At 73.9% G+C, this 18,790-nt stretch carries 18 protein-coding genes; 9 read left to right on the top strand and 9 right to left on the bottom strand.

The window, feature by feature from the left end; translation table 11 throughout:
• Window positions 1–45: 45 nt before the first annotated feature.
• Window positions 46–1,278, top strand: a complete 1,233-nt coding sequence (locus tag ACZ46W_RS00580) for an MFS transporter (RefSeq protein ID WP_468329061.1) — start codon at window positions 46–48, stop codon at window positions 1,276–1,278.
• A 6-nt stretch (window positions 1,279–1,284) separates the two neighbouring features.
• Here the strand turns inward: ACZ46W_RS00580 and ACZ46W_RS00575 are convergent, their stop codons facing one another.
• A complete protein-coding gene (locus tag ACZ46W_RS00575; protein WP_468329058.1) occupies window positions 1,285–2,961 on the bottom strand; it encodes a sigma-70 family RNA polymerase sigma factor in 1,677 nt (558 codons plus the stop codon).
• A gap of 97 nt (window positions 2,962–3,058) precedes the next feature.
• Window positions 3,059–4,819: a S8 family peptidase gene (locus ACZ46W_RS00570; RefSeq protein ID WP_468329055.1), complete on the bottom strand. Its 1,761-nt coding sequence runs from the start codon at window positions 4,817–4,819 to the stop codon at window positions 3,059–3,061.
• 284 nt (window positions 4,820–5,103) lie between these two features.
• Here ACZ46W_RS00570 and ACZ46W_RS00565 point away from each other — a divergent pair, with 284 nt between their 5' ends.
• Window positions 5,104–6,837, top strand: coding sequence for a SpoIIE family protein phosphatase (locus ACZ46W_RS00565; RefSeq protein ID WP_468329052.1), 1,734 nt, complete (start codon window positions 5,104–5,106; stop codon window positions 6,835–6,837).
• A gap of 16 nt (window positions 6,838–6,853) precedes the next feature.
• Here ACZ46W_RS00565 and ACZ46W_RS00560 read toward each other — a convergent pair whose 3' ends face one another.
• A complete protein-coding gene (locus ACZ46W_RS00560; RefSeq protein ID WP_468329049.1) occupies window positions 6,854–7,864 on the bottom strand; it encodes a ketopantoate reductase family protein in 1,011 nt (336 codons plus the stop codon).
• 83 nt (window positions 7,865–7,947) lie between these two features.
• Between ACZ46W_RS00560 and ACZ46W_RS00555 the strand changes: the two genes are divergently transcribed.
• Window positions 7,948–8,592, top strand: a complete 645-nt coding sequence (locus ACZ46W_RS00555; RefSeq protein ID WP_468329046.1) for a class I SAM-dependent methyltransferase — start codon at window positions 7,948–7,950, stop codon at window positions 8,590–8,592.
• Between the two features lie 36 nt (window positions 8,593–8,628).
• Here the strand turns inward: ACZ46W_RS00555 and ACZ46W_RS00550 are convergent, their stop codons facing one another.
• Window positions 8,629–9,120 (bottom strand): hypothetical protein, encoded by a 492-nt coding sequence (locus tag ACZ46W_RS00550; protein WP_468329043.1) that lies wholly within the window; start codon window positions 9,118–9,120, stop codon window positions 8,629–8,631.
• A 62-nt stretch (window positions 9,121–9,182) separates the two neighbouring features.
• Here ACZ46W_RS00550 and ACZ46W_RS00545 point away from each other — a divergent pair, with 62 nt between their 5' ends.
• Complete coding sequence (locus ACZ46W_RS00545; protein WP_468329040.1) at window positions 9,183–9,722, top strand: GNAT family N-acetyltransferase; 540 nt, start codon at window positions 9,183–9,185, stop codon at window positions 9,720–9,722.
• Window positions 9,723–9,724: 2 nt separating this feature from the next.
• Here the strand turns inward: ACZ46W_RS00545 and ACZ46W_RS00540 are convergent, their stop codons facing one another.
• Complete coding sequence (locus tag ACZ46W_RS00540; protein WP_468329037.1) at window positions 9,725–11,311, bottom strand: glycerol-3-phosphate dehydrogenase/oxidase; 1,587 nt, start codon at window positions 11,309–11,311, stop codon at window positions 9,725–9,727.
• Window positions 11,308–11,916 (bottom strand): TetR/AcrR family transcriptional regulator, encoded by a 609-nt coding sequence (locus ACZ46W_RS00535; RefSeq protein WP_468329034.1) that lies wholly within the window; start codon window positions 11,914–11,916, stop codon window positions 11,308–11,310. The genes ACZ46W_RS00540 and ACZ46W_RS00535 overlap by 4 nt, the downstream gene beginning before the upstream one ends.
• 74 nt (window positions 11,917–11,990) lie before the next feature.
• Between ACZ46W_RS00535 and ACZ46W_RS00530 the strand changes: the two genes are divergently transcribed.
• The 3 genes from ACZ46W_RS00530 to ACZ46W_RS00520 all read left to right on the top strand — a co-directional run bounded on the left by ACZ46W_RS00530 (window position 11,991) and on the right by ACZ46W_RS00520 (window position 14,950).
• Window positions 11,991–13,589: an FAD-binding oxidoreductase gene (locus tag ACZ46W_RS00530; RefSeq protein ID WP_468329031.1), complete on the top strand. Its 1,599-nt coding sequence runs from the start codon at window positions 11,991–11,993 to the stop codon at window positions 13,587–13,589.
• Between the two features lie 41 nt (window positions 13,590–13,630).
• On the top strand, window positions 13,631–14,512 hold the full coding sequence (locus tag ACZ46W_RS00525) for a diacylglycerol/lipid kinase family protein (protein WP_468329028.1): 882 nt from the start codon (window positions 13,631–13,633) through the stop codon (window positions 14,510–14,512).
• Between the two features lie 72 nt (window positions 14,513–14,584).
• Window positions 14,585–14,950 carry an iron chaperone gene (locus ACZ46W_RS00520; protein WP_468329025.1) on the top strand — a complete coding sequence of 122 codons (366 nt, stop codon included), beginning with the start codon at window positions 14,585–14,587 and terminating at the stop codon, window positions 14,948–14,950.
• A gap of 44 nt (window positions 14,951–14,994) precedes the next feature.
• On the opposite strand, the gene ACZ46W_RS00515 is transcribed toward ACZ46W_RS00520, so the two are convergent.
• Together ACZ46W_RS00515 and ACZ46W_RS00510 are read right to left on the bottom strand one after the other, a co-directional pair.
• The gene (locus tag ACZ46W_RS00515; RefSeq protein WP_468329022.1) at window positions 14,995–15,507 is read right to left on the bottom strand and encodes a hypothetical protein; all 513 of its coding nucleotides are present in this window, start codon (window positions 15,505–15,507) and stop codon (window positions 14,995–14,997) included.
• Between the two features lie 115 nt (window positions 15,508–15,622).
• Window positions 15,623–16,519, bottom strand: a complete 897-nt coding sequence (locus ACZ46W_RS00510; protein ID WP_468329019.1) for a GNAT family N-acetyltransferase — start codon at window positions 16,517–16,519, stop codon at window positions 15,623–15,625.
• A 221-nt stretch (window positions 16,520–16,740) separates the two neighbouring features.
• Here ACZ46W_RS00510 and ACZ46W_RS00505 point away from each other — a divergent pair, with 221 nt between their 5' ends.
• Complete coding sequence (locus tag ACZ46W_RS00505; protein ID WP_468329016.1) at window positions 16,741–17,439, top strand: hypothetical protein; 699 nt, start codon at window positions 16,741–16,743, stop codon at window positions 17,437–17,439.
• A 29-nt stretch (window positions 17,440–17,468) separates the two neighbouring features.
• On the top strand, window positions 17,469–17,693 hold the full coding sequence (locus tag ACZ46W_RS00500; protein WP_468329013.1) for a hypothetical protein: 225 nt from the start codon (window positions 17,469–17,471) through the stop codon (window positions 17,691–17,693).
• Here the strand turns inward: ACZ46W_RS00500 and ACZ46W_RS00495 are convergent.
• Window positions 17,690–18,733, bottom strand: a complete 1,044-nt coding sequence (locus ACZ46W_RS00495; RefSeq protein ID WP_468329010.1) for a lactonase family protein — start codon at window positions 18,731–18,733, stop codon at window positions 17,690–17,692. The genes ACZ46W_RS00500 and ACZ46W_RS00495 overlap by 4 nt on opposite strands.
• Window positions 18,734–18,790: the final 57 nt, after the last annotated feature.

The following is an 18,790-nucleotide window of genomic DNA, read 5'->3' as shown; positions in this document are numbered from 1 at the left end:
CGGCCAGGCCGTCCACCGTCCATCCGGCACCCTCAGAGGCACGACATGATCACTTTCAGGGCGCGCTCCCTCCTGCTCCTGGCCATCGCGGCGTTCGCCAGCTCCGCCTCCATGCGGATCTGCGATCCGCTGATTCCCGAGTTCGTCCGGTCCTTCGGCGTCACGGAGGGCAGCGCGTCCTGGGTGATCTCCGCCTTCTCCATCGCCTACGGCAGTCTCCAGATCCTCTACGGGCCCGCCGGCGACCGGCACGGCAAGTACCGGGTCGTGGCGATCGTCACCACCGCGTGCGCGCTGGCGACGCTCGCCGCCGCCGTGGCCCCCACCTTCACCTGGCTCGTGGTCGCCCGCGTCGCCGCCGGCGCCAGCGCGGCGGCCATCATCCCCATGTCGATGGCCTGGATCGGGGACGAGGTGCCCTACGAGCGCCGACAGGCCACCCTCGCCCGGCTGCTCACCGGCCAGATCCTCGGCGTCATCGCGGGCCAGGTCCTCGGCGGCCTCTTCGCCGACACCCTCGGCTGGCGCTGGTGCTTCGCGCTCCTGGCCGGTGTGTTCAGCACCGCCGCGGTACTGCTGTGGCGCCGGCTCGCCGGAGCCCCGCCCGTGCCGCCGCCCGACCCCGACCGCCGGCGCTCACCGCTCGCCGGGGCGCTGGAAGTCCTCCGGCTCAAGCGAGCCCAGTGCATCCTGGCCATCGTCTTCGTGGAAGGGATGGCCGTCTACGGGCCGTTCGCCTTCGTCCCCGCCTACCTGCACGCGCACTTCCGCACCCCGCTCACCGCCGCGGGGCTCATCGCGGGGACCTACGGTCTCGGCGGCCTGCTCTACGCCCTGGCCGTCACCCGACTGCTGAACCGCATCGGTGAACGCGGCTTCGCCCTGGCCGGCGGTGTCATCCTCGGCATCGGCTTCCTCGCCTACGCCACCGCCCCCGCCTGGGCATGGGCGCTGCCCGCCGGCGCGCTCACCGGCCTCGGCTTCTACATGCTCCACAACACCCTGCAAACGCACGCCACCCAGATGTTTCCCGAGCGCAGAGGCACGGCGGTGTCGATGTTCGTCTCCGCCTTCTTCCTCGGCCAGTCGGCCGGAACGGCCGTCATGGGCCCGCTGATCGGCACGATCGGCTTCACCCTGCCGTTCGTGACCGCCGCGCTCGTCCTCCCGTGTGCCGGCCTGTGGCTGGCCGCGATCTCGTCGCCGCGCACACCGCCCCCGGCGCCCCGGCCCGGACCCCACTGCCGCGACGAGCGGTCCAAGGAGGTCCGGGCGTGAGAACCGTCAGGAGCGCGCGCCGAACACCTGGGTCCACCACGGTCCACCGGACCCCTCGTGGACGCCCAGGCCGATCTCCTTGAACGAGCAGTTGAGTATGTTGGCGCGGTGGCCGGGGCTGTTCATCCAGGAGTCCATGACCGAGGCGGGGGTCTGCTGGCCACGGGCTATGTTCTCGCCGTACGTCGACCACGCGTACCCCGCATCGGTGATCCGGTCGCCCGGTCCCTTGCCGTCGGGGCTCGTGTGGTCGAAGTAGTCGCGCGCGGCCATGTCGTCGGAGTGGCGCCGGGCCGCCGTGTCCAGCAGGCCGTTCTGGCTCACCGGACCACAACCGTTCCTGGCCCGTTCGGAGTTGACGAGCTGGGTCACCTGCTCGGCGAAGGAGCCGGAGGGCTGCTCGGCCGGCTGGGACCGCGGGGCGGACCGCGTACGGGACGGGGACGGCTCCGGGGGCGGCTTGGGCGCCGTACGGGTGGGCGCCGCCGTCGGCTTCGCCTTCTTGGTGGCGGTCGCCGACGCCGAGGGACTCGCGGAAGCGGACGGCGACGGGGAGGCCGACGATGCGGCGCTCGGCCGGGCGGGCGTGGCCGAAGGCGCGAGCGGTGAGCCGGACGGCTGGGTGGCGGTCTGCGTACGTATCTCTCGTGCCCCCTCCTCGGGCCCGAGGAACCGCAGACCGGCCACCCCGCCACCGGCCACCAGCAGCGCCGCGGTGGCGACCGCGGCCCCACGACGCTGCCGCCGGCGCCGGGCCTCCCGCTCCAGCCGCCGGCCGCCGGTGGCGCCCCCGCCCCGCCCCCCGGTCGCCCGCCCGGTCGCCCCGTGCGTCCCGGCGGGCGCCGGGCCCGGGGCAGCCATGTCCGGCGAACCGGCTCCCGCCAGAACGAACGCCTCCCCGGCGTCCGCTCCGGCGCAGGCCCCGGCGAGCGCGGCGCTCACCGGGACCAGGCCCAGCCCGACGAGCAGCCCCTCGGCGGGGACCAGCCCGGCACCGTGACCGGAACAGACGGTGCAGCCACGGGCGTGCCGGGCGATCCGCTTGCGCCAGAGCGCGGACGGCACCCCGTCCCACCCGGCCAGCGCGTCGTCCAGCAGCACACAGCGCGGGTCGGCCGCCAGCGCCCGGACGACGATCCGCGCCGTCTCCAACTGGGCCTTCATCCGCTGCACCCGCACGGCGGTGTGCTGCGGAGTGAGCTCCATGGCGTCGGCCACCTCCGCGCGGCTGAGCTCGCCCGCGGCCTCCAGCCACCAGAGCGACAGCAGCTCCCGGTCGCCGTCGTCCAGCCACCGGGTGGCCTCGGCCGCCTCCCGCCGCTGCCCGGACAGGCCCAGCCGCAGGATGGTGAGGTCCACGAAGTCGGCGCCCGGATCGGCCAGGTCGTCGCCCTCGTACGGACCCCCGGCCACGGCCGGGGCGAACCGGTGGTCCCGTATCCGGTTCATGGTGATCGCCACCAGCCACGACCGGAACCGCTTCGGGTCCCGCAGCGAACCGAGCCCGCCGAGCGCCCGGATCATCGTCTCCTGGACCACGTCGTCCACATCGGCGTGCCCGCTCAGCGCCCGCCCGACGATGTTGTAGACGAGCGGCAGGTACGCCGCCACCAGCTCGTCCTGCGCTCGCTGGTCCCCGGACTGCGCCGCCCTGATCAGGCGTTCTTCGTGTGTCTGGCTCACCTTCGGCCCTTCTCTCCCTCGGACAGCAGTCTGTCCGACACACCTGGGAGACCGATCGGAAGGGGGTGGATAACGAAAACGTGACTCGGAACGCGGCCTAGAAGGTGAGGTTCCAGGCGTCGATCCTGCCCGTGTCCTGCGTCGCACCGTCACGGACCCGGAGCTTCCAGGTGCCGTTCGCGACCTCGGCCGAGGCGTCGACCGTGTAGGTCTTGCTCACGTTGTCCGTACCGTCATTGTTGGCGAAGTCCTCCAGCGGATACACCGTGCCGTCGGGTGCGACCAGGGACACCACCAGGTCACCCCGGTAGGTGTGAGCGATCTCCACGCCCACCTTGAGGGTGGCCGACGCGTTGCCGCTCACGCCCGAGACGGTGAGGGGGCTCTCGACCGTCGCGTTGTCCGTGATGGCGACGTCCGTGGTGGTCTCGAAGTACGCGCCCGGGGGAGGCGTCGTCCCGGCGACCGCCTTCAGCGCGTCGGTCTGGCCCTCGCCGAAGAAGCCGTTCTTGGCGGTCGTACCCGTGCACCGGCTGTCCGAGGGACAGGCCACGTCCACGGCCTGGACACCGAGCCGGGACCGGATGTCGGCCGGGGTGGCGGCCGGATCGGTGCTCGCCATCAGCGCGGCGACACCCGCGACGTGCGGCGACGCCATCGACGTACCGTTCATGTTGCCGTACTTGCCACCCGGCAGCGTGGAGTAGACACCTGACGTACCGTCACCACCGGGTGCGGCGATGTCGATGACTCCGTTGCCGTAGTTGGAGTACGACGCCTTGACGTTGCCCTTGCCCATCGCGGCGACGGTCACCACGCCCGGCAGTTCGGTCGGGATGTCCAGGCAGGCGTTGGTGATGGTGCGGCGCACGGGCGTGGAGTCGTTGGGGCTCTCCGTGTCGACCGTCTTGTTGGCGAGGTCCAGGTTGGAGTTGCCGGCCGCCGCGATCTGGAGCGAGCCCCGGCTCTCGGCGTACTCCTGGGCACGCCGGACACCCTCGATGATGGCGGCCTGGTCGGCGTTGTCCGGGCAGTTGAACTGCCACGGGTCCGTGTAGTAGCTGTTGTTGGTGACCTTGAAGCCGTGGTCACCGGCCCACATGAAGCCGCAGATGGTGTTCTCCGCGAAGAACAGGCTGGTGCCCGGCTCGGCGATGCGGACCGAGGAGATCTTCACCCCCGGTGCCACCCCGACCACGCCCTTGCCGTTCTTGGCGGCCGCGATCGTGCCGGCGACGTGCGTGCCGTGCGTACCGACGTCGCGCCAGGCGCCCGCACGCGTGTCGGCCTTGCCGTACGCGCAGGAGACGGAGTCTGCGGCGTTGAAGTTCGGGGCGATGTCCTGGTGCCGGTCGTCCACGCCCGTGTCCAGCACGCCGACCTTGACCGCCGCCGAGCCCGTGGTCACGGCCCAGGCCTGGTCGGCCTTGATCTGGGTCATGTCCCAGCGCGTCAGGCTCTCGGTCAGCGTGGTCGGCGACTGGGCCGGGTTCGGCGGCAGGGCCGGGTCGTAGGCGTCGGCCGGCACGTCCGAGGTGCGCGTCGCCCCGACCTGCTGGACTCCGGCGACACCGCGCATGGCGGAGGCGAAGCCGGCCGAGGTGGAGTGGGCGACGATCACGCCGATCGCGTCGTACGAGGCGAACACCGAGCCGCCGTTGGCGGTCACGGCCGCCCGCACGGCGGAGGTGTCGCCGGGCGCGGTGATGACGAGGTGGGCGCGGGTGCCCGCCGCCCAAGCGGCGGTGGTGGCGGTGGCCGTTGTGGTGGCTTGCGGCGCCGTGGCGACGGCGGTGGCAGGAGCGGCGAGGGCGAGGGTGACGCCGAGTGCGGCCGCTGCGGATATGTGACGTATCAACGCGTCCTCCGATCCCGGCGCGCTGGTCGGGCCGCCGGGCCGAATGTGTAGGGGGCGAACGCACGATGTCAGACGCGAAAACGGACCGGAAAGAGGGGAAACCCTTGCCCCTCGCGGGGGCCGGCACGAGGGTTCGTGGTGCGACGTGCGAACCGGCCCGTCGCCGGACCGCGGACGCGGGGGTGTGCCCGGCGCGGTGGACCTCGTTCCGCCCCACCCGCCACTATGGGGGCGGATCAGGTGCACGCAGTCCCTCTCCGCCGAGGTTGTCGCCGGGAGGCGCCATGCGCCGGAGCACGGACGGACGGGCGGAGGGAACGAGCGTGGGCGCGTGGGACGGGACCAAACGGAGCGGTACGGAGGACGCCCGCGTGCTGGAACAGTTGACGGCGGCCGCCTACCTGGTCAACGACCAGGGGGTCATCGTGCGGGTGAACACGGGTGTCACGCGCATGCTGGGCTGGCGCCCCGAGGAGCTCGTCGGCCGTGACAGCCACGACGCGCTGCACCGGGACGCCCACGGACACACCGCCCCCCGGGCGCAATGTCCCATGATGCAGGCCTTTGTGGGGGGACGCACCGGTCAGGGGGAACACGGCTGGTTCGTACACCGGGGCGGGCACGTCGTGGCGTCGTCCTGGCTGGTCACCCCGTGCCTGATCGGCGAGGAGAAGGGCGCGCTGGTGATCCTCCACGAACCGCCGCCGGACGCCACGCCGCGCGCCACCACCGCGACCACGACGCTCGACGAACTGGACCGGCTCGCCCTGCTCGCCGAGACCACCACGCGCCTGACCTCCACCCTCGACACGGAGGAGGCCCTGCGCCGGCTGGTGCGGCTGCTGGTTCCCCGGCTGGCGGACTGGGCGGTCGTGGACCTCGTCACCGAGAGCCGCGACGTCCGGCGCAGCGCCGTCGTCACGCACCAGGACGGCGTCCTCGTACACCGCGAGGACCTCCAGGGGCCGCTCCCGCCCGTGCCCGAGGACTCACCGATGCCGCTCTCCCGCGCCTTGCGAGGCGCGGCCTCCGCCCTCGCCGGCCCGGGGACGTACCAGGCGCCTCCCGACTCGGGGATCGCCGTGGAGCAGCGGAGGCTGTTCGCCGCCACGGGCATGCGGTCGGCGGCCATCGCGCCCATCCGCGGCCTGCGGGAAGTGCTGGGCGCGCTGACCCTGGGCCGCTCCGCGGACAGCGCGCCCTTCACGGACGCCGACCTGTCCCTGCTGGAGGACATCACCCGCCGCGCCGGCCTGGCCCTGGACAGAGCCCGCCTGTACCAACGCCAGCGGCGGGTCGCCGAGACGATGCAGCGGCACCTGCTGCCCCAACTGCCCCGGGTGCCCGGCCTGGAGATGACCGCCCGTTATGTGGCGGCACCGCACGCCTCCCACGTCGGCGGCGACTGGTACGACGCGTTCACCCTCAAGGACGGCGCGACCGCGCTGGTCATCGGCGACGTGGTGGGGCACGACCTCGACGCCGCCGCCGGCATGGCCCAACTGCGCAACATGCTGCGGGCCTTCGCCTGGTCCCAGGAAGCGTCCCCCAGCCGGACCGTCGAGCAGTTGGACCACGCCGCCGAGCACATCAGCGAGGCGTCCACCGCGACGCTCCTCCTCGGCCGCCTGGAACACGAACGTGCCGGGGCATGGCGCCTCACCTGGACCAACGCCGGACATCTCCCGCCGCTCCTGGTCATCCCCGGCGGACGGACCCGCTTCCTCGAGGACGGCCACGGACTGCTGCTGGGCACCCGGGTCCGGGTGCCGCGCACCGACGCCACCGCGACCCTGCCGCCCGGCAGCACGCTGCTCCTCCACACCGACGGGCTCGTCGAGTCCCGGCGACGGCCCATCGACGACGGCCTCGACGACCTGCGCGAACACGCCGCCGTCCTGGCCCGCCGTCCCCTCGACGCGTTCTGCGACCAACTGCTGGAACGCGTACGTCCCGCCGACAACGACGACGACGTCGCGGTACTGGCGTTGCGCATCCCGGGCGGAGAGGGCCGGTGACGCACGTCCGCCCGGGCTACCCGACGCCGGCCCGGGCGGCCGCCTCGTCCGCGAGGGCGGTGAGGTCCTCGACGGACATCGCGCCCGGCGGCAGACCCTTGCGCGCGAAGATGTTCGCGGAGTGCCGCAGCACGTCGTTGACCGGCGTCGGCACCCCGTGCAGCCGTCCCAGCAGCGAGATCTCGCCGTTGAGGTAGTCCGCCTCGATGGAGCCCGTACCCCGGGCCAGGCTCTGCCAGGACGACCCGCCCCGCACGCCCGCCGGCTGGTCCACCTTGCCGTCACGCGCCTCCGCCTGCTCCGCCACGGAGGCGTACGCGATGCCCGCCGCCGCGAACGCCGCCTCCGCCTCCCGGATCGCCCGCCGCAGCAGCGCCTCCTTCGCCGGAGCCGGCTCGGGCCCGGTCGTGGCCTGGATCGCGTTGCCGAGGTTGCCGAGCAGCTTCGCGTACTTCCACCGCATCACGTCCTCGACGACCGGCGCGCCGAAGCCCGACGCGGCCAGATCGGCGGCCACCTTCCGGGCCGTGGCGTCACTGCCGCCGGCCGCGAGCCCGATGTGCAGGATGCCGGTCAGCGGCGCGCACAGAGCGGACACGGTCCCCGGGCGCAGGAACGTCGACGGCAGCCAGACGCACACGCCGTACACCCGGGCGAACCGGCGCAGCGCGAGCCGCTCGCTCTCCACCCCGTTCTGGAGGCAGAACACCGGGAGGCGCTGCGCCGCCGTGCCGCCGCCCGCCACCTCCGCGTCGCCCCACGCGTCGAGCGCCTCGATGGCGTGCTGGGTCTTCACCGCGAGCAGCAGGACGTCGTCCGGGCGCAGTGGGCCCACCTCCGCCGGGCCGGTCGCGACCGGAAGCCGGTGGACCCTCGTGCCCTCCGCCGTGCCGAGCCGTAGCCCGTCCGCCCGCAGGGCCTCCGCGTGCGCGCCCCGCGCGACCAGGACGACCTCGTGACCGGCCTGGGCGAGCCGCCCGCCGATGGTGGCGCCGACCGCGCCCGCGCCGATGATGATGTACCGCATGGACCGAGCCTCGCACACCACCCCGGCCGCCCACTGGCCCGGGCACCGGTGCCGCCGGTACGGTGCGCCGCGGAGGTGGTGAAGTGAACCAGGCGCCACAACCCCGGGGCGTGTCCGCCGCCGAGGTCTTCGACGCGGTGGGGGCGCGCTACGAGGAGGTCTTCGCCGACGTACCCGGCCAACTCGCCGCACTGGACTGGCTCTCCGGCCGCCTCGCCCCCGGGGCCCGCGTGCTCGACGTGGGCAGCGGCACCGGCCGCCCCACGGCCGAGATGCTGACCCGGGCGGGCTTCGACGTCACCGGCATCGACGTGTCGGCCGAAATGGTCGCGCTCGCCCGGCAGCGGGTGCCCGCGGCCCGCTTCGAACAGGCCGACGTCCGCACCTACCGGCCGCCCGGGGGAGCGTACGACGCGGTGTGCGCCTTCTTCCCCCTGCTGGTGATGGACCAGCCCGAGGTGGCGGAGTCACTCGGCAGGATGGCCTCCTGGCTCGCCCCCGGCGGCGCCTTCGCGATGGCCACCGTGCCCGGCGACATCCGGGGGCTGGACATCGTCTGGATGGGCCACCCGGTCACCGTCAGCAGCCTGGCCACCGAGGACCAGCTTCGGGTGCTGGAAGAGGCCGGGCTGGAGGTCGTGCACCACCACACCGCCCTCTACCGCCCGCACGGACCGGACGCGCGACCCGAGGAACACCTCTACGTCCACGCCCAACGCCCCCTCTGAGCCGGGCGCGTCGGCCGGGCGCGGCGGCCGACCGCGTCAGCCGGCCTCGTCCAGCGCGGCGAGCAGGGCCCGCGCCTCGGCGTGCGCACGGGGCACATCGACGTCGTCGCACACCACCTCCAGGCCGGGCGAGGTCATGTCCGGCCGCCCGGCGAACGCGACGTACGACTGGTACGCGAAGTACGCGCGCAGGTCGTCGGCCGGGTCGCGGCCGACCCACAGGGTGGCGAACCGCCGCTCCTCCACCTGCCCGGTGGCCATCGTCCGCGTACGGCTCTCACCGAGATGGAACTCGCGCTCGTAGGGCTCGGGCGACGGCGGCAGGGCGAGCACCGCCCGGGCGAACTCCCGGGCGTGTCCGGCGTCGTCGAAGGGCAGCAGCTCGGTGAAGACCGGCAGTCCGGCCAGCAGCAGCCACCGTCGCGGCCGGCCCGCCTCCGCCGGCTCGTAGGCGACGGACAGGACCGAGACGCCCTTCTCCGCCGGATCATGCCGCCACGCGTACGTGAAGACCTGCTCGAAGCGCATGCCACCATCCCGTTCCTCATATCCCGTTGTGGTGACCCGCTTGGCGAAACAATCATGCGGTCATGGAGCGACCGAGGCGGATCATCGAATGCGGAGACTTCACCCTGCGACGCTGGGCACAGGACGACTTCGCCGCGGCGCTCACGTTGATCGAGGAGTCCCTGGACCACCTGCGCCCGTGGATGCCGTGGGTCGCCGGGCACGGCGAGCGCAGCACCCGGGAGTTCCTGGCGAAGTCCGAGTCGAAGTGGGCGAGCGGCGAGGCCTACAACTACGCCATCGCCCAAGACGGCACGCCCATCGGCATGTGCCAGATCTACTGCGTGACCGAACCCCGGGCGCGGGGGCTGGGGTACTGGCTGCATCCCGCCGCCACCGGCCAGGGCATCGCCACGAGGGCGACGGCGGCCCTGGTCGCCGAGGTGTTCGCCCTGCCGGACGTGGAGTACCTGGAAATCACGCACGACGCGGCCAACACCCCCAGCGGCGGCATTCCGCGCCGGCTGGGGTTCACCGAAGTCGGGCGGGAGCGGGCGACGCCACCCGAGGCTCCCTCGGGCAGCGGCATCGAGGTGGTCTGGCGCCTGAACCGTCCCGCGTGACCTCAGGGCGCGCCCGGCCCGACCCTCCCGTCCTCCCGGCGCAGCGCCTCCCGGGCCGTGTCCAGTGCCGCTTCCCGGTCGTGCGGCACCACGCCGATGCGGGTGCGGCGGTCGAGGAGGTCGGCCTCGTCGAGGGCGCCCTCGTGGCGTACCGCCCACACGAGTTCGGCCACGGTGACCGGGTGGCCCGGGACGACGGGGCGGGCCAGCGCCGGGTCGGCGAGGCCCAGCGCGTGGACGGCCGGGGCCTCGGTGCCGTAGCGCCGGACCAGCCGCCGGGGGGCGTCCAGTGCGGCGAGCGCGCTCCGGGAGGCCGCGCCCACCAGGGGCAGGGCGGCCGTGCGGCAGGGCCCCGCCGACAGGCCCCGGGCGGAGACGGCGGCGTCCAGGGCGTCCTGGGCCATGCGCCGGTAGGTGGTGAGCTTGCCGCCCACCACGGTCACGACCCCGTCGCGGGAGGTCAGCACGGCGTGCTTGCGGGAGATGTCGGCCGTGCGGGAGGCGCCCGACGGACCGGAGGCGTCCAGGAGCGGCCGCAGCCCGGCGAAGGCGCCGATCACGTCGTCGCGGCCCAGCGACACGTCGAGGGCCGAGCCGAGCACGTCGAGCAGGAAGCCGATGTCCGTCTCCGGTACCTCGGGCACGTCCGGTACGTCACCGTCGACCGGTTCGTCCGTCAATCCCACGTACACCCGCCCGTCGCCCTGCGGCAGGACCAGGACGAAACGGTTGGCCTCGCCCGGGATGGGGATGTGGAGGCCCGCGGTGAGCGAGCCGAGGTCCTCGGAGCGCAGCACCAGGTGGGTGCCCCGGGAGGGCCGCAGCCGGATGTCGTCGGTCAGGCCGCCGGCCCAGACCCCGGTGGCGTTGACGACCGCGCGGGCCCTGATCCGGGTCTCCTCGCCGGTGAGTTCGTCCCGCACCAGGGCGCCGCCGCCGTCCAGGGACAGCGCCCGCGTCCGGGTCAGGACACGGGCGCCGTGCGCGGCGGCGGTCCGGGCGACGGCGGTCACCAGCCGGGCGTCGTCGCTGAGCCGGCCGTCCCAGGAGAGCAGCCCCCCGCGCAGTCCGGTGGAGCGCAGGACGGGCGCCATGTGCCGGGTCTCCACCGGGGAGAGGGCGCGGGGTGCCGGCAGCGTGGAGCGCGACGTACGCGCCGAGGCGCGCAGCAGGTCCCCGGCCCGGAGGCCGGCCCGGGCCAGCGCGGCCTGCGACCGCGAGACCAGGGGCGTGAGCGGCAGGACGAACGGCTGGGCGCCCACCAGGTGCGGCGCGGTCCGCTCCATGAGGATGCCCCGTTCCACGGCGCTCTCGTGGGCGACGTCCAACTGCCCGGAGGCGAGGTAGCGCAGGCCGCCGTGGATGAGCTTGGAGCTCCACCGGGACGTGCCGAAGGCCAGGTCGTGGGCGTCGACGGCCGCGACCGTCAGGCCACGGGAGGCGGCGTCGAGCGCGGCGCCCGCGCCGGTGGCCCCGAGGCCGACGACCAGGACGTCCACCTGTGCGCCGTCGGCGAGTTCGGCCAGCTCGCGCTGGCGGCGCGCGGCGGTCAGCGACGAAGAGACACGTGTGGTGCGCGAGTGGCTCATGGGGCGAGGGTCCTTTCCAGGAGGGTCCGCAGCTCACCGAGGAAGGCCGCTTCGTCCAGCTCGGGGTCGGACTCGTCGGTCATGGTGCGCAGCGAGAGCGTGAAGGACTGGACGACCAGCAGGACGGACCGGGCCTGGAGAGCGAGGTGCGCCGGGCGGACGGAACCGTCGGCGTGCCCTTCCTCCAGCGCGCCGGTGATGAGGCCCAGCAGGGCGTCCTGGCTCGCGCCGCGCCGGTCCAGCACGTAGGGCAGCAGGAGCTCGGGGTCCACGTCGAGGATCTTGTGGAAGAGCGGGTGCGCGCGGAACGCCGCGACCCCGGCGACCAGCCCGTCGACCAGCCTCCGCCGGGCCGGGGCGCCGGGCTCGTGCTCGGGCATGGCCGACACCGCCAGGGCGACCCACTCACGGGTCATCACGTCCCCGACGAGGGTCCGCACATCGGGCCAGCGGCGGTAGAGCGTCATACGGGAGACCCCGGCGCGGCGGGCCACGTCGGTCAGGGTCGTACGGCGGACTCCGACGGCGAGCACGCAGTCCCGGGCCGCGTCGAGGACGGTTTCGATGGTCTCCCCGTCCGAGTGGTTGTGACGAATGGGCGTCATCTGTCACAGTGTACCGCCAGTGCGGGCCACCGAGCACGCCACGATCCCGAACCGACGGTGAGGAAACCGACCCCGTGGACATGTTGTGGAGCGGCTGGGGCGACCCGGCCAAGGCGGCACCCCTGCCCGACACCGTGATCGGCCTGCTGCGCGACCTGCTCGGCGTCACCCCCCGTACCCAGGGCCCCGCCGCCCTTGAGGACATCGCCGTCCCCGAGTCCCCGCTCACCGACGAGGCCCGCCGCGCCCTCGCCGAGACCCTCGGCGACCCCGCCCACCTGCGGACCGACGCCGAGACCCGCATCCGCCACACCCGCGGCAAGTCGACCCCCGACCTGCTGCGCATCCGCGCCGGCGAGGTCGACGACATCCCCGCCGCCGTCCTGCTGCCCGGCAGCCACGACGAGGTCCTCGCCGCGCTCCGGGTCTGCGCCGAACACCAGGTGGCGGCCGTCCCGTTCGGCGGCGGAACCTCCGTCGTCGGCGGGCTCGCCCCCGAACGCACCACGTTCGTCGCCCTCGACCTCCGCCGCATGGACGCCCTGCTCGACCTGGACGAGGTCTCCCGTACCGCGACCCTCCAGCCCGGCCTGCGCGCCCCCCGCGCCGAAGCCCTGCTCAACGAACGCGGCTTCACGCTCGGCCACTTCCCCCAGTCCTACGAATGGGCCACCATCGGAGGCTTCGCCGCCGCCCGCTCCAGCGGCCAGGCGTCCGCGGGCTACGGCCGGTTCGACGAGATGGTGCTGGGCGTCACCGTCGCCACCCCCGAGGGCACCTGGGAGGCCGGACGCGCGCCCCGCTCGGCGGCCGGCCCGGACCTGCGCCAGCTCGTGCTCGGCTCGGAGGGCGCACTCGGCGTCATCACCTCGGTGACCGTGCGGATCCGCCCCCTGCCCGAGCAGCGCCGCTACGAAGGCTGGCGCTTCACCTCCTTCGAGGCGGGCGCCGCCGCGCTGCGGAGGCTCGCCCAGGACGGCCCCCGCCCGACCGTCCTGCGCCTGTCGGACGAGACCGAGACCTTCATCGGCCTCGCCCACCCCGACCGCATCGGCAGCACCGGCGCCACGGAAGCGGCGGGCTGCATGGCGGTCGTCGGGTACGAGGGAACGGCCGCCGAGACCGAGGAGTGCCGGGCCGGCGTCCACAAGGTCCTCCTCGCCCAGGGCGGCGAGTGCGTCGGCACCGAGCCGGGGGACCGCTGGGCCCACGGCCGCTACAACGCCCCCTACCTCCGCGACGCCCTCCTGGACGCCGGAGCCTTCGCCGAAACCCTGGAAACGGCCGCCTTCTGGTCCGCCCTCCCCGAGCTGTACCGGGGCGTACGCCAGGCGCTCACCACCACCCTCACCGAGGCGGGCACACCCCCGCTGGTCATGTGCCACATCTCGCACGTGTACGAGAACGGCGCCTCCCTGTACTTCACGGTCGTCTCCGCCCAGGGCGAGGACCCCGTCGCGCACTGGGCGCCGGCCAAACACGCCGCCAACGAGGCGATCCTGGCCGCCGGCGGCACCATCAGCCACCACCACGGCGTGGGCACCGACCACCGCGACTGGTACGCACGGGAGGCCGGGCCCCTCGGCGTCCGCGTCCTCCAGGCCGTCAAGGCGGAGCTCGACCCGGCGGGGGTGCTCAATCCCGGCATCCTCGTCCCCGTCCGTCACCCCTGACCCGCCCGTTCCCCATCGGCCTGCCCTACGGAGGCGCCCACATGCGACAGTTCACCGCCGTCGTCAACCCGGCCGCGGGGAGTTCCAGCGGCACGGCGGCCCTGCTGCCCGTGGCCCGGCTCCTCCGGGAGGCGGGAGCCGGTCTGGACACCCGCTACAGCCGCAGCCTCGACCACGCCCGCGAGCTGACGCGCCAGGCGGCCGAACGGGGACACACCGTGCTCGCGGTCGGCGGTGACGGCATGGCCGGCGCCGTCGGCGGCGTCCTCAGCGGCACCGGCGCCGTCCTCGGCCTCGTACCGTCCGGTCGCGGCAACGACTTCGCCCGGGCGCTCGATCTGCCCACCGACCCACCGGCGCTGGCGGAGCTGCTGCTGCACGCCGCCCCACGCGCCGTCGACACCATCGAGGTGGAATCCGCCGCGCACCCCGGGACCTCGGTGCTCGGCAGCGTGTACGCCGGGGTCGACGCGGTGGCCAACCGGTACGCCAACCGCTCCCGGCTGCTGCGCGGCGCCGCCTCCTACTACGCGGGCGGGGCACGCGCGGTGGCCGGCTGGCGGCCGGCGACGTACCGCATCACCATCGACGGCACGGTCCACGAACGCCGTGGCTACACGGTCGTCGCCGCCAACTCCGGCTTCTACGGCTTCGGCCGCCGCATCGCGCCGGACGCCCGCGTCGACGACGGCCTGCTCGACGTCGTCGTCATCCGGCACGCCCCGAAACGGCTGTTCTTCGCGATGATGAACGAGCTCAAGACCGGCGCCCACCTGCGGCGCCCGCAGGTCGAGGTCCTCCGGGGCAAGGAGATCCGCATCGAGGCCGACCGCGACCTGCCCTACGGCGCCGACGGCGAGGTCGACGCGACACTCCCGGTCACGGCACGGGTGCGTCCGGGCGCGCTGAACGTACTGTGCTGACCGTACTGCGCTGACCGGCGCCGGTCCTCAGCCGCGCCCGGCATGGCCCGAAGAGCGGCGAAAGGCAGCACCGTGGCAGAGCACTTCGCATCCGTGGACGACTACATCGTCTCCTTCCCCGAGGACGTCCGGACCGTACTCGAACAGATCCGGCGGACGATCCACGAGGCCGTGCCCGAGGCCGTGTCCGGGGGCGTGGCCGAGAAGATCAGTTACGGGATCCCGGCGGTCACGCTCGACCGCCGGAACCTCGTGTACTTCGCCGGCTGGAAGCAGCACGTCAGCGTCTATCCCGTCCCCCAGGGCGACGACGCCTTCCAGCGGGATATCGAGCCCTACCGGTCGGGCAAGGGGACACTGAAGTTCCCACTGGACGCGCCGGTACCGTACGAGCTCGTCGCGCGTGTGGTGCGGCACCTCGTGGCAGAACGCCCGTAGGAACCCGCGGGCGCGGGGGCATGCCGAACGCTCCTCGGGCCGGGTCACTGGGACGAGACGCCCGCCACGGCGTCCCGCCAGTACTCGGCGACGCTCGGCTCCGCCCGGGCGTCCGCGCCCCGCACCGGTGCCGTGAGGTCGGGCGCCCGGTGGGGACGGATGCCCGACAGGAGACCGTGCTCGTTGTCCTCGTTGTGCCAGGAGGTGGTGACGAAGACGTACTTCCCGCCCGGTTCCAGCGCCGGCTCGTCCACGGGCTGCGTGAGTGTGACCGTGCCGGTGAGGTGCCCCTTGAACACGTGGCCCACCCGCACCGCGTACAGCCGGGAAGGGATCTCGGCGACGGTCCGCCGCCCGGTCTCGCGCACGACGGTGCCGTGGAAGACGTCATCGGCGCCGCTCGCCGCGGAGCGCGCCTCATCGGGCCCGTACGGAGCGCCGACGGCCGCGGCGGGAGGCGCGGAAGGGGCGGAGAGGTGCCGGAAGCCCAGGTAGCCGCCGACGGCCACCACCGCGGTGACGACGGCGGCCAGGCAGACGAGGAGAGGTTTCTTCATGGTGCGTCGCTGCCCGGCCACGCGGTGGGCCACCCGCGCCACGGCACTAGTCGTACTGATCGCCCCCGCATGTGGGTGACCGCCCGGCAGGCGCACCCCCCGGGCGGTCCGGCCGTCAGCCGCGCACGCCGGGGACCAGGTTGACGCGCTCCGAGACCACCGGATACCCCGCCTTGGTGAAGTTCACGGCCATCGGGGCGTTCCCCTGGTCCGTCGCACCGGCGACGAACTCGGCGCCCCGCTCGACGAGGAAGTGCGTGCACTCCGCCAGCAGGTCGTACGCGTAACCCCGCCCGCGCTGCTCCGGTACGACCCCGATGAAGCCGACGCACGGCCCCGACGGATTGTGCGCGGGGATGTGGATGCCGGCCAGGTCACCGTCCGGCGTGTACGCCACCTGCCACCACTCGCGCGGCGACGGGCACCAGCGGAAGAAGTCCAGCTCCTCCTGCGCCGCTTGGTCCAGCCCGCCCTCCTCGATCGCGCGCAGCGCGTGCGCGTCCAGCGTCACCGAGTGGACGCGGCGCAGCACGTCGAAGAACACGGCGTCGTCAGGCTCCGCCGCGAACGTCAGGCGGCCCGGCCGGTCGGGCAGCCCGCGGTCCGGTGTCCAGCGGTACATGAACCGCTCGACCAGCACCTCGTAACCGGCCGCCCGCGCGGCCCGCAGCCGGGTCTCGCCCGCCGCGCGCGTGACGGGGTCGTCGCGCCAGCCCGCCGGGAGGTTGAGCTCCAGTTCGACCTGGTGCGGCGCGGTGCGCAGCAGGTGGGCGCCCGCCTCCTCCTCACCCTCGGCGACGTCGAACCAGTTGATGTTGACGGGGGTTTCGTCGTCGGGGCCGCCCCACCAGGCGCCCCGGGCGACGACTTCGCCGTCGCGGAGCGCCACCCGCTTCCACTCGGGCCGGTGCGTGGTGCGCGCGTGCGTCACCCGGGCGCCGAGCGGGTCGGGCAGGGTGTCGAAGAGAGGGGCGTCGCTCGTGTCGAGTACGCGAATGACCGTGTCGGTCATGGGAGTTCGTCCTCCGGAAGCATGCGGGATGAAGCGCTCCCGGTCAGGCCGAGGACGCCGCGGGAACGGAACGGGAGCGCGGGGAACGTGACTGGTGCACGGCACTCGCCTCCTATCCGCTGTCGTGGGCGTCACGGCACACAGTAGGGGGCCCGGCGAACACCCGTCCACTGCTTTTGTGTGAGGCTGGTCCCCACACCGCTCCAAGGGGGACCACCACCATGCACACGCCCAGCCTTCCCGAGGACCTCGACGCCCCCGCGCGCCTGTGGGCACGGGCCGTCACCTTCGCGCTGCTGGAGGCCGCGTGCGGCGACGGCCGTCGCGAGCACGTCCTCGACGAGCACGGGCTGTGGTGCCACTCCACGGGCGCGTGCGGCTGGTGGCGGCTGACCGTACTCGACGGCGGACGGGCCGTGTTCGTCGGCCAGGACCCGGACGGCAGCCACACCCACGCCGACGGCGAGCAGGTCGACTTCCTGGCGGGCGGCCCTGACTGGCTGCCCTGGGAACAACTGCGCGAAGACGCCGAGGGGAACCTGTTCGGCTTCGTCTACTGGTGGGAGCACGGCGCCTGGCACCGCATCACCTACCCGGAGGCCGTGTGCGAGGACGGCCTCGAAGGCGCCGCGCCGTGGGTGGGCTCGGAAGAGGAGTTCCAGACCCTCGCCGCGATCCTCGCCGACGCGGAGGACCTGACGAGAGACCAGCAGCGGCACCTGCACCAGGCCGTTGCCCGCTTCCGCGACCGCGCGGAGGAACGCACCGCCGACGAGGCGGCCGTGGCCGCCCTCCTCGCCGCGGCGCTCCCGGACGGCGTACCCCCCGAGCGGCTCCGGGCGGCGGTGGACCTCGCGGTACGCGCGGGCGTCACGGGCGGGCCGGCACCCGTTGCGCCGGACGGGCGACAGGAGCGGTGACCCGGCGGGGGAGGGATCGTTGGCCGGGCATGCCACGTACAACGAAGCGCGCCCTCGCCACGCTCGCCCTGACCGGAGCCGCCATGGCGGTCTGCGGAACCGCTCACGCCGAATCCCTCAACGGAGGACTGATCGAGAGGGTCCGGCTCGGAGTCGACGGCCGGCTCGGGCAGCACGTCCTGGACGAGGCCGTCCACGCGGTCGACCTCGTGCAGTCCAAGGCGTCGATCCGGGGCCAGGGGTCAGGGACCTAGGGCCGGGAGAAGACCACGCACGCGGCGGCCGGCACCTCCACCGCGCCGCCGCGGCGCAGTTCACCGCTCTCCGGGTCCACGTCGAACCAGGTGACGTCCCCGGACCACTCGTTGACGACGTACAGCCGCCGCCCGGAGGAGTCGGCCACCAGGTCGCGCGGCCACACGCCGCCGCAGTCGACGCTCTGCGTGAGCTGCGGCTTCTCCGGGGCGTCGGCGAGGGAGAACGTCAGGATCGTGTTGCTGCCGCGCACGGCCGCCCGGACGAATCGCCCGTCGGACGAGGGGCAGACGACGGAGGGGTGGACCCGTTCCCCCTCCGGGGCGCCCTCGGGACCGATGGCCACCTCCGCGAGTGGTTCCAGCCGGCCGGACAGCGGGTCCCACCGGCAGACGGTCATCTGCGGTTCCAGCTCATGGAGTACGTACACCACGTCGCCGTCCGGGTGGAAGGCGAGGTGGCGCGGCCCCGACCCGGCACGCAGCACCGTCTCGGCGTGCACCCGGAGCGCTCCGGTGGCCTGGTCGAGCGCGCACACCCGCACCGAATCGGTACCGAGGTCCACGCTCAGCACCCACCGACCGTCCGGGTCGGGCAGCACCTGGTGGGCGTGCGGTCCCCGCTGCCGTTCGGCGTCGGGGCCCGAGCCATGGTGGGCCAGGACGACGGGTGGCCCGGAGAGGCTGCCGTCGGCCTCCACGCGGAGGCTGCTGACGCTGCCCGAGCCGTAGTTGGCGGTCAGCAGCCGGCGCCCCGCCACGCTGAGATGGGTGGGGCCCGAGCCGCCCACCCCGGCCGCCGGGCCGAGGGCCGTGAGGCCGCCGTCCGCCCCGGTGCGGAACGCCGCGACGGCGCCCGGCTCGGTGTCGCTCACCGCGTAGAGCACCCCCGTCGCGGGGTCGAGCGCGAGGGACGAGGGGTTGACGACGGTGTCGACACTCGTGCGCGGGGCCGGCGCCCCGGTCGCCGGGTCGACGGCCGCGACGGTGATGCCGCGCCCTCCCCCCGAGGTGAACGAGCCGATGTACGCCCACTGCACAGGATGCCCCTTCCGCCGTTGGGAACGACTGGCTGGGCACTGTAAGCACGGCCGGGC

The organism is Streptomyces sp. NPDC031064, from assembly GCF_055570965.1.
This window is presented reverse-complemented; position numbering and strand designations above follow the sequence as displayed.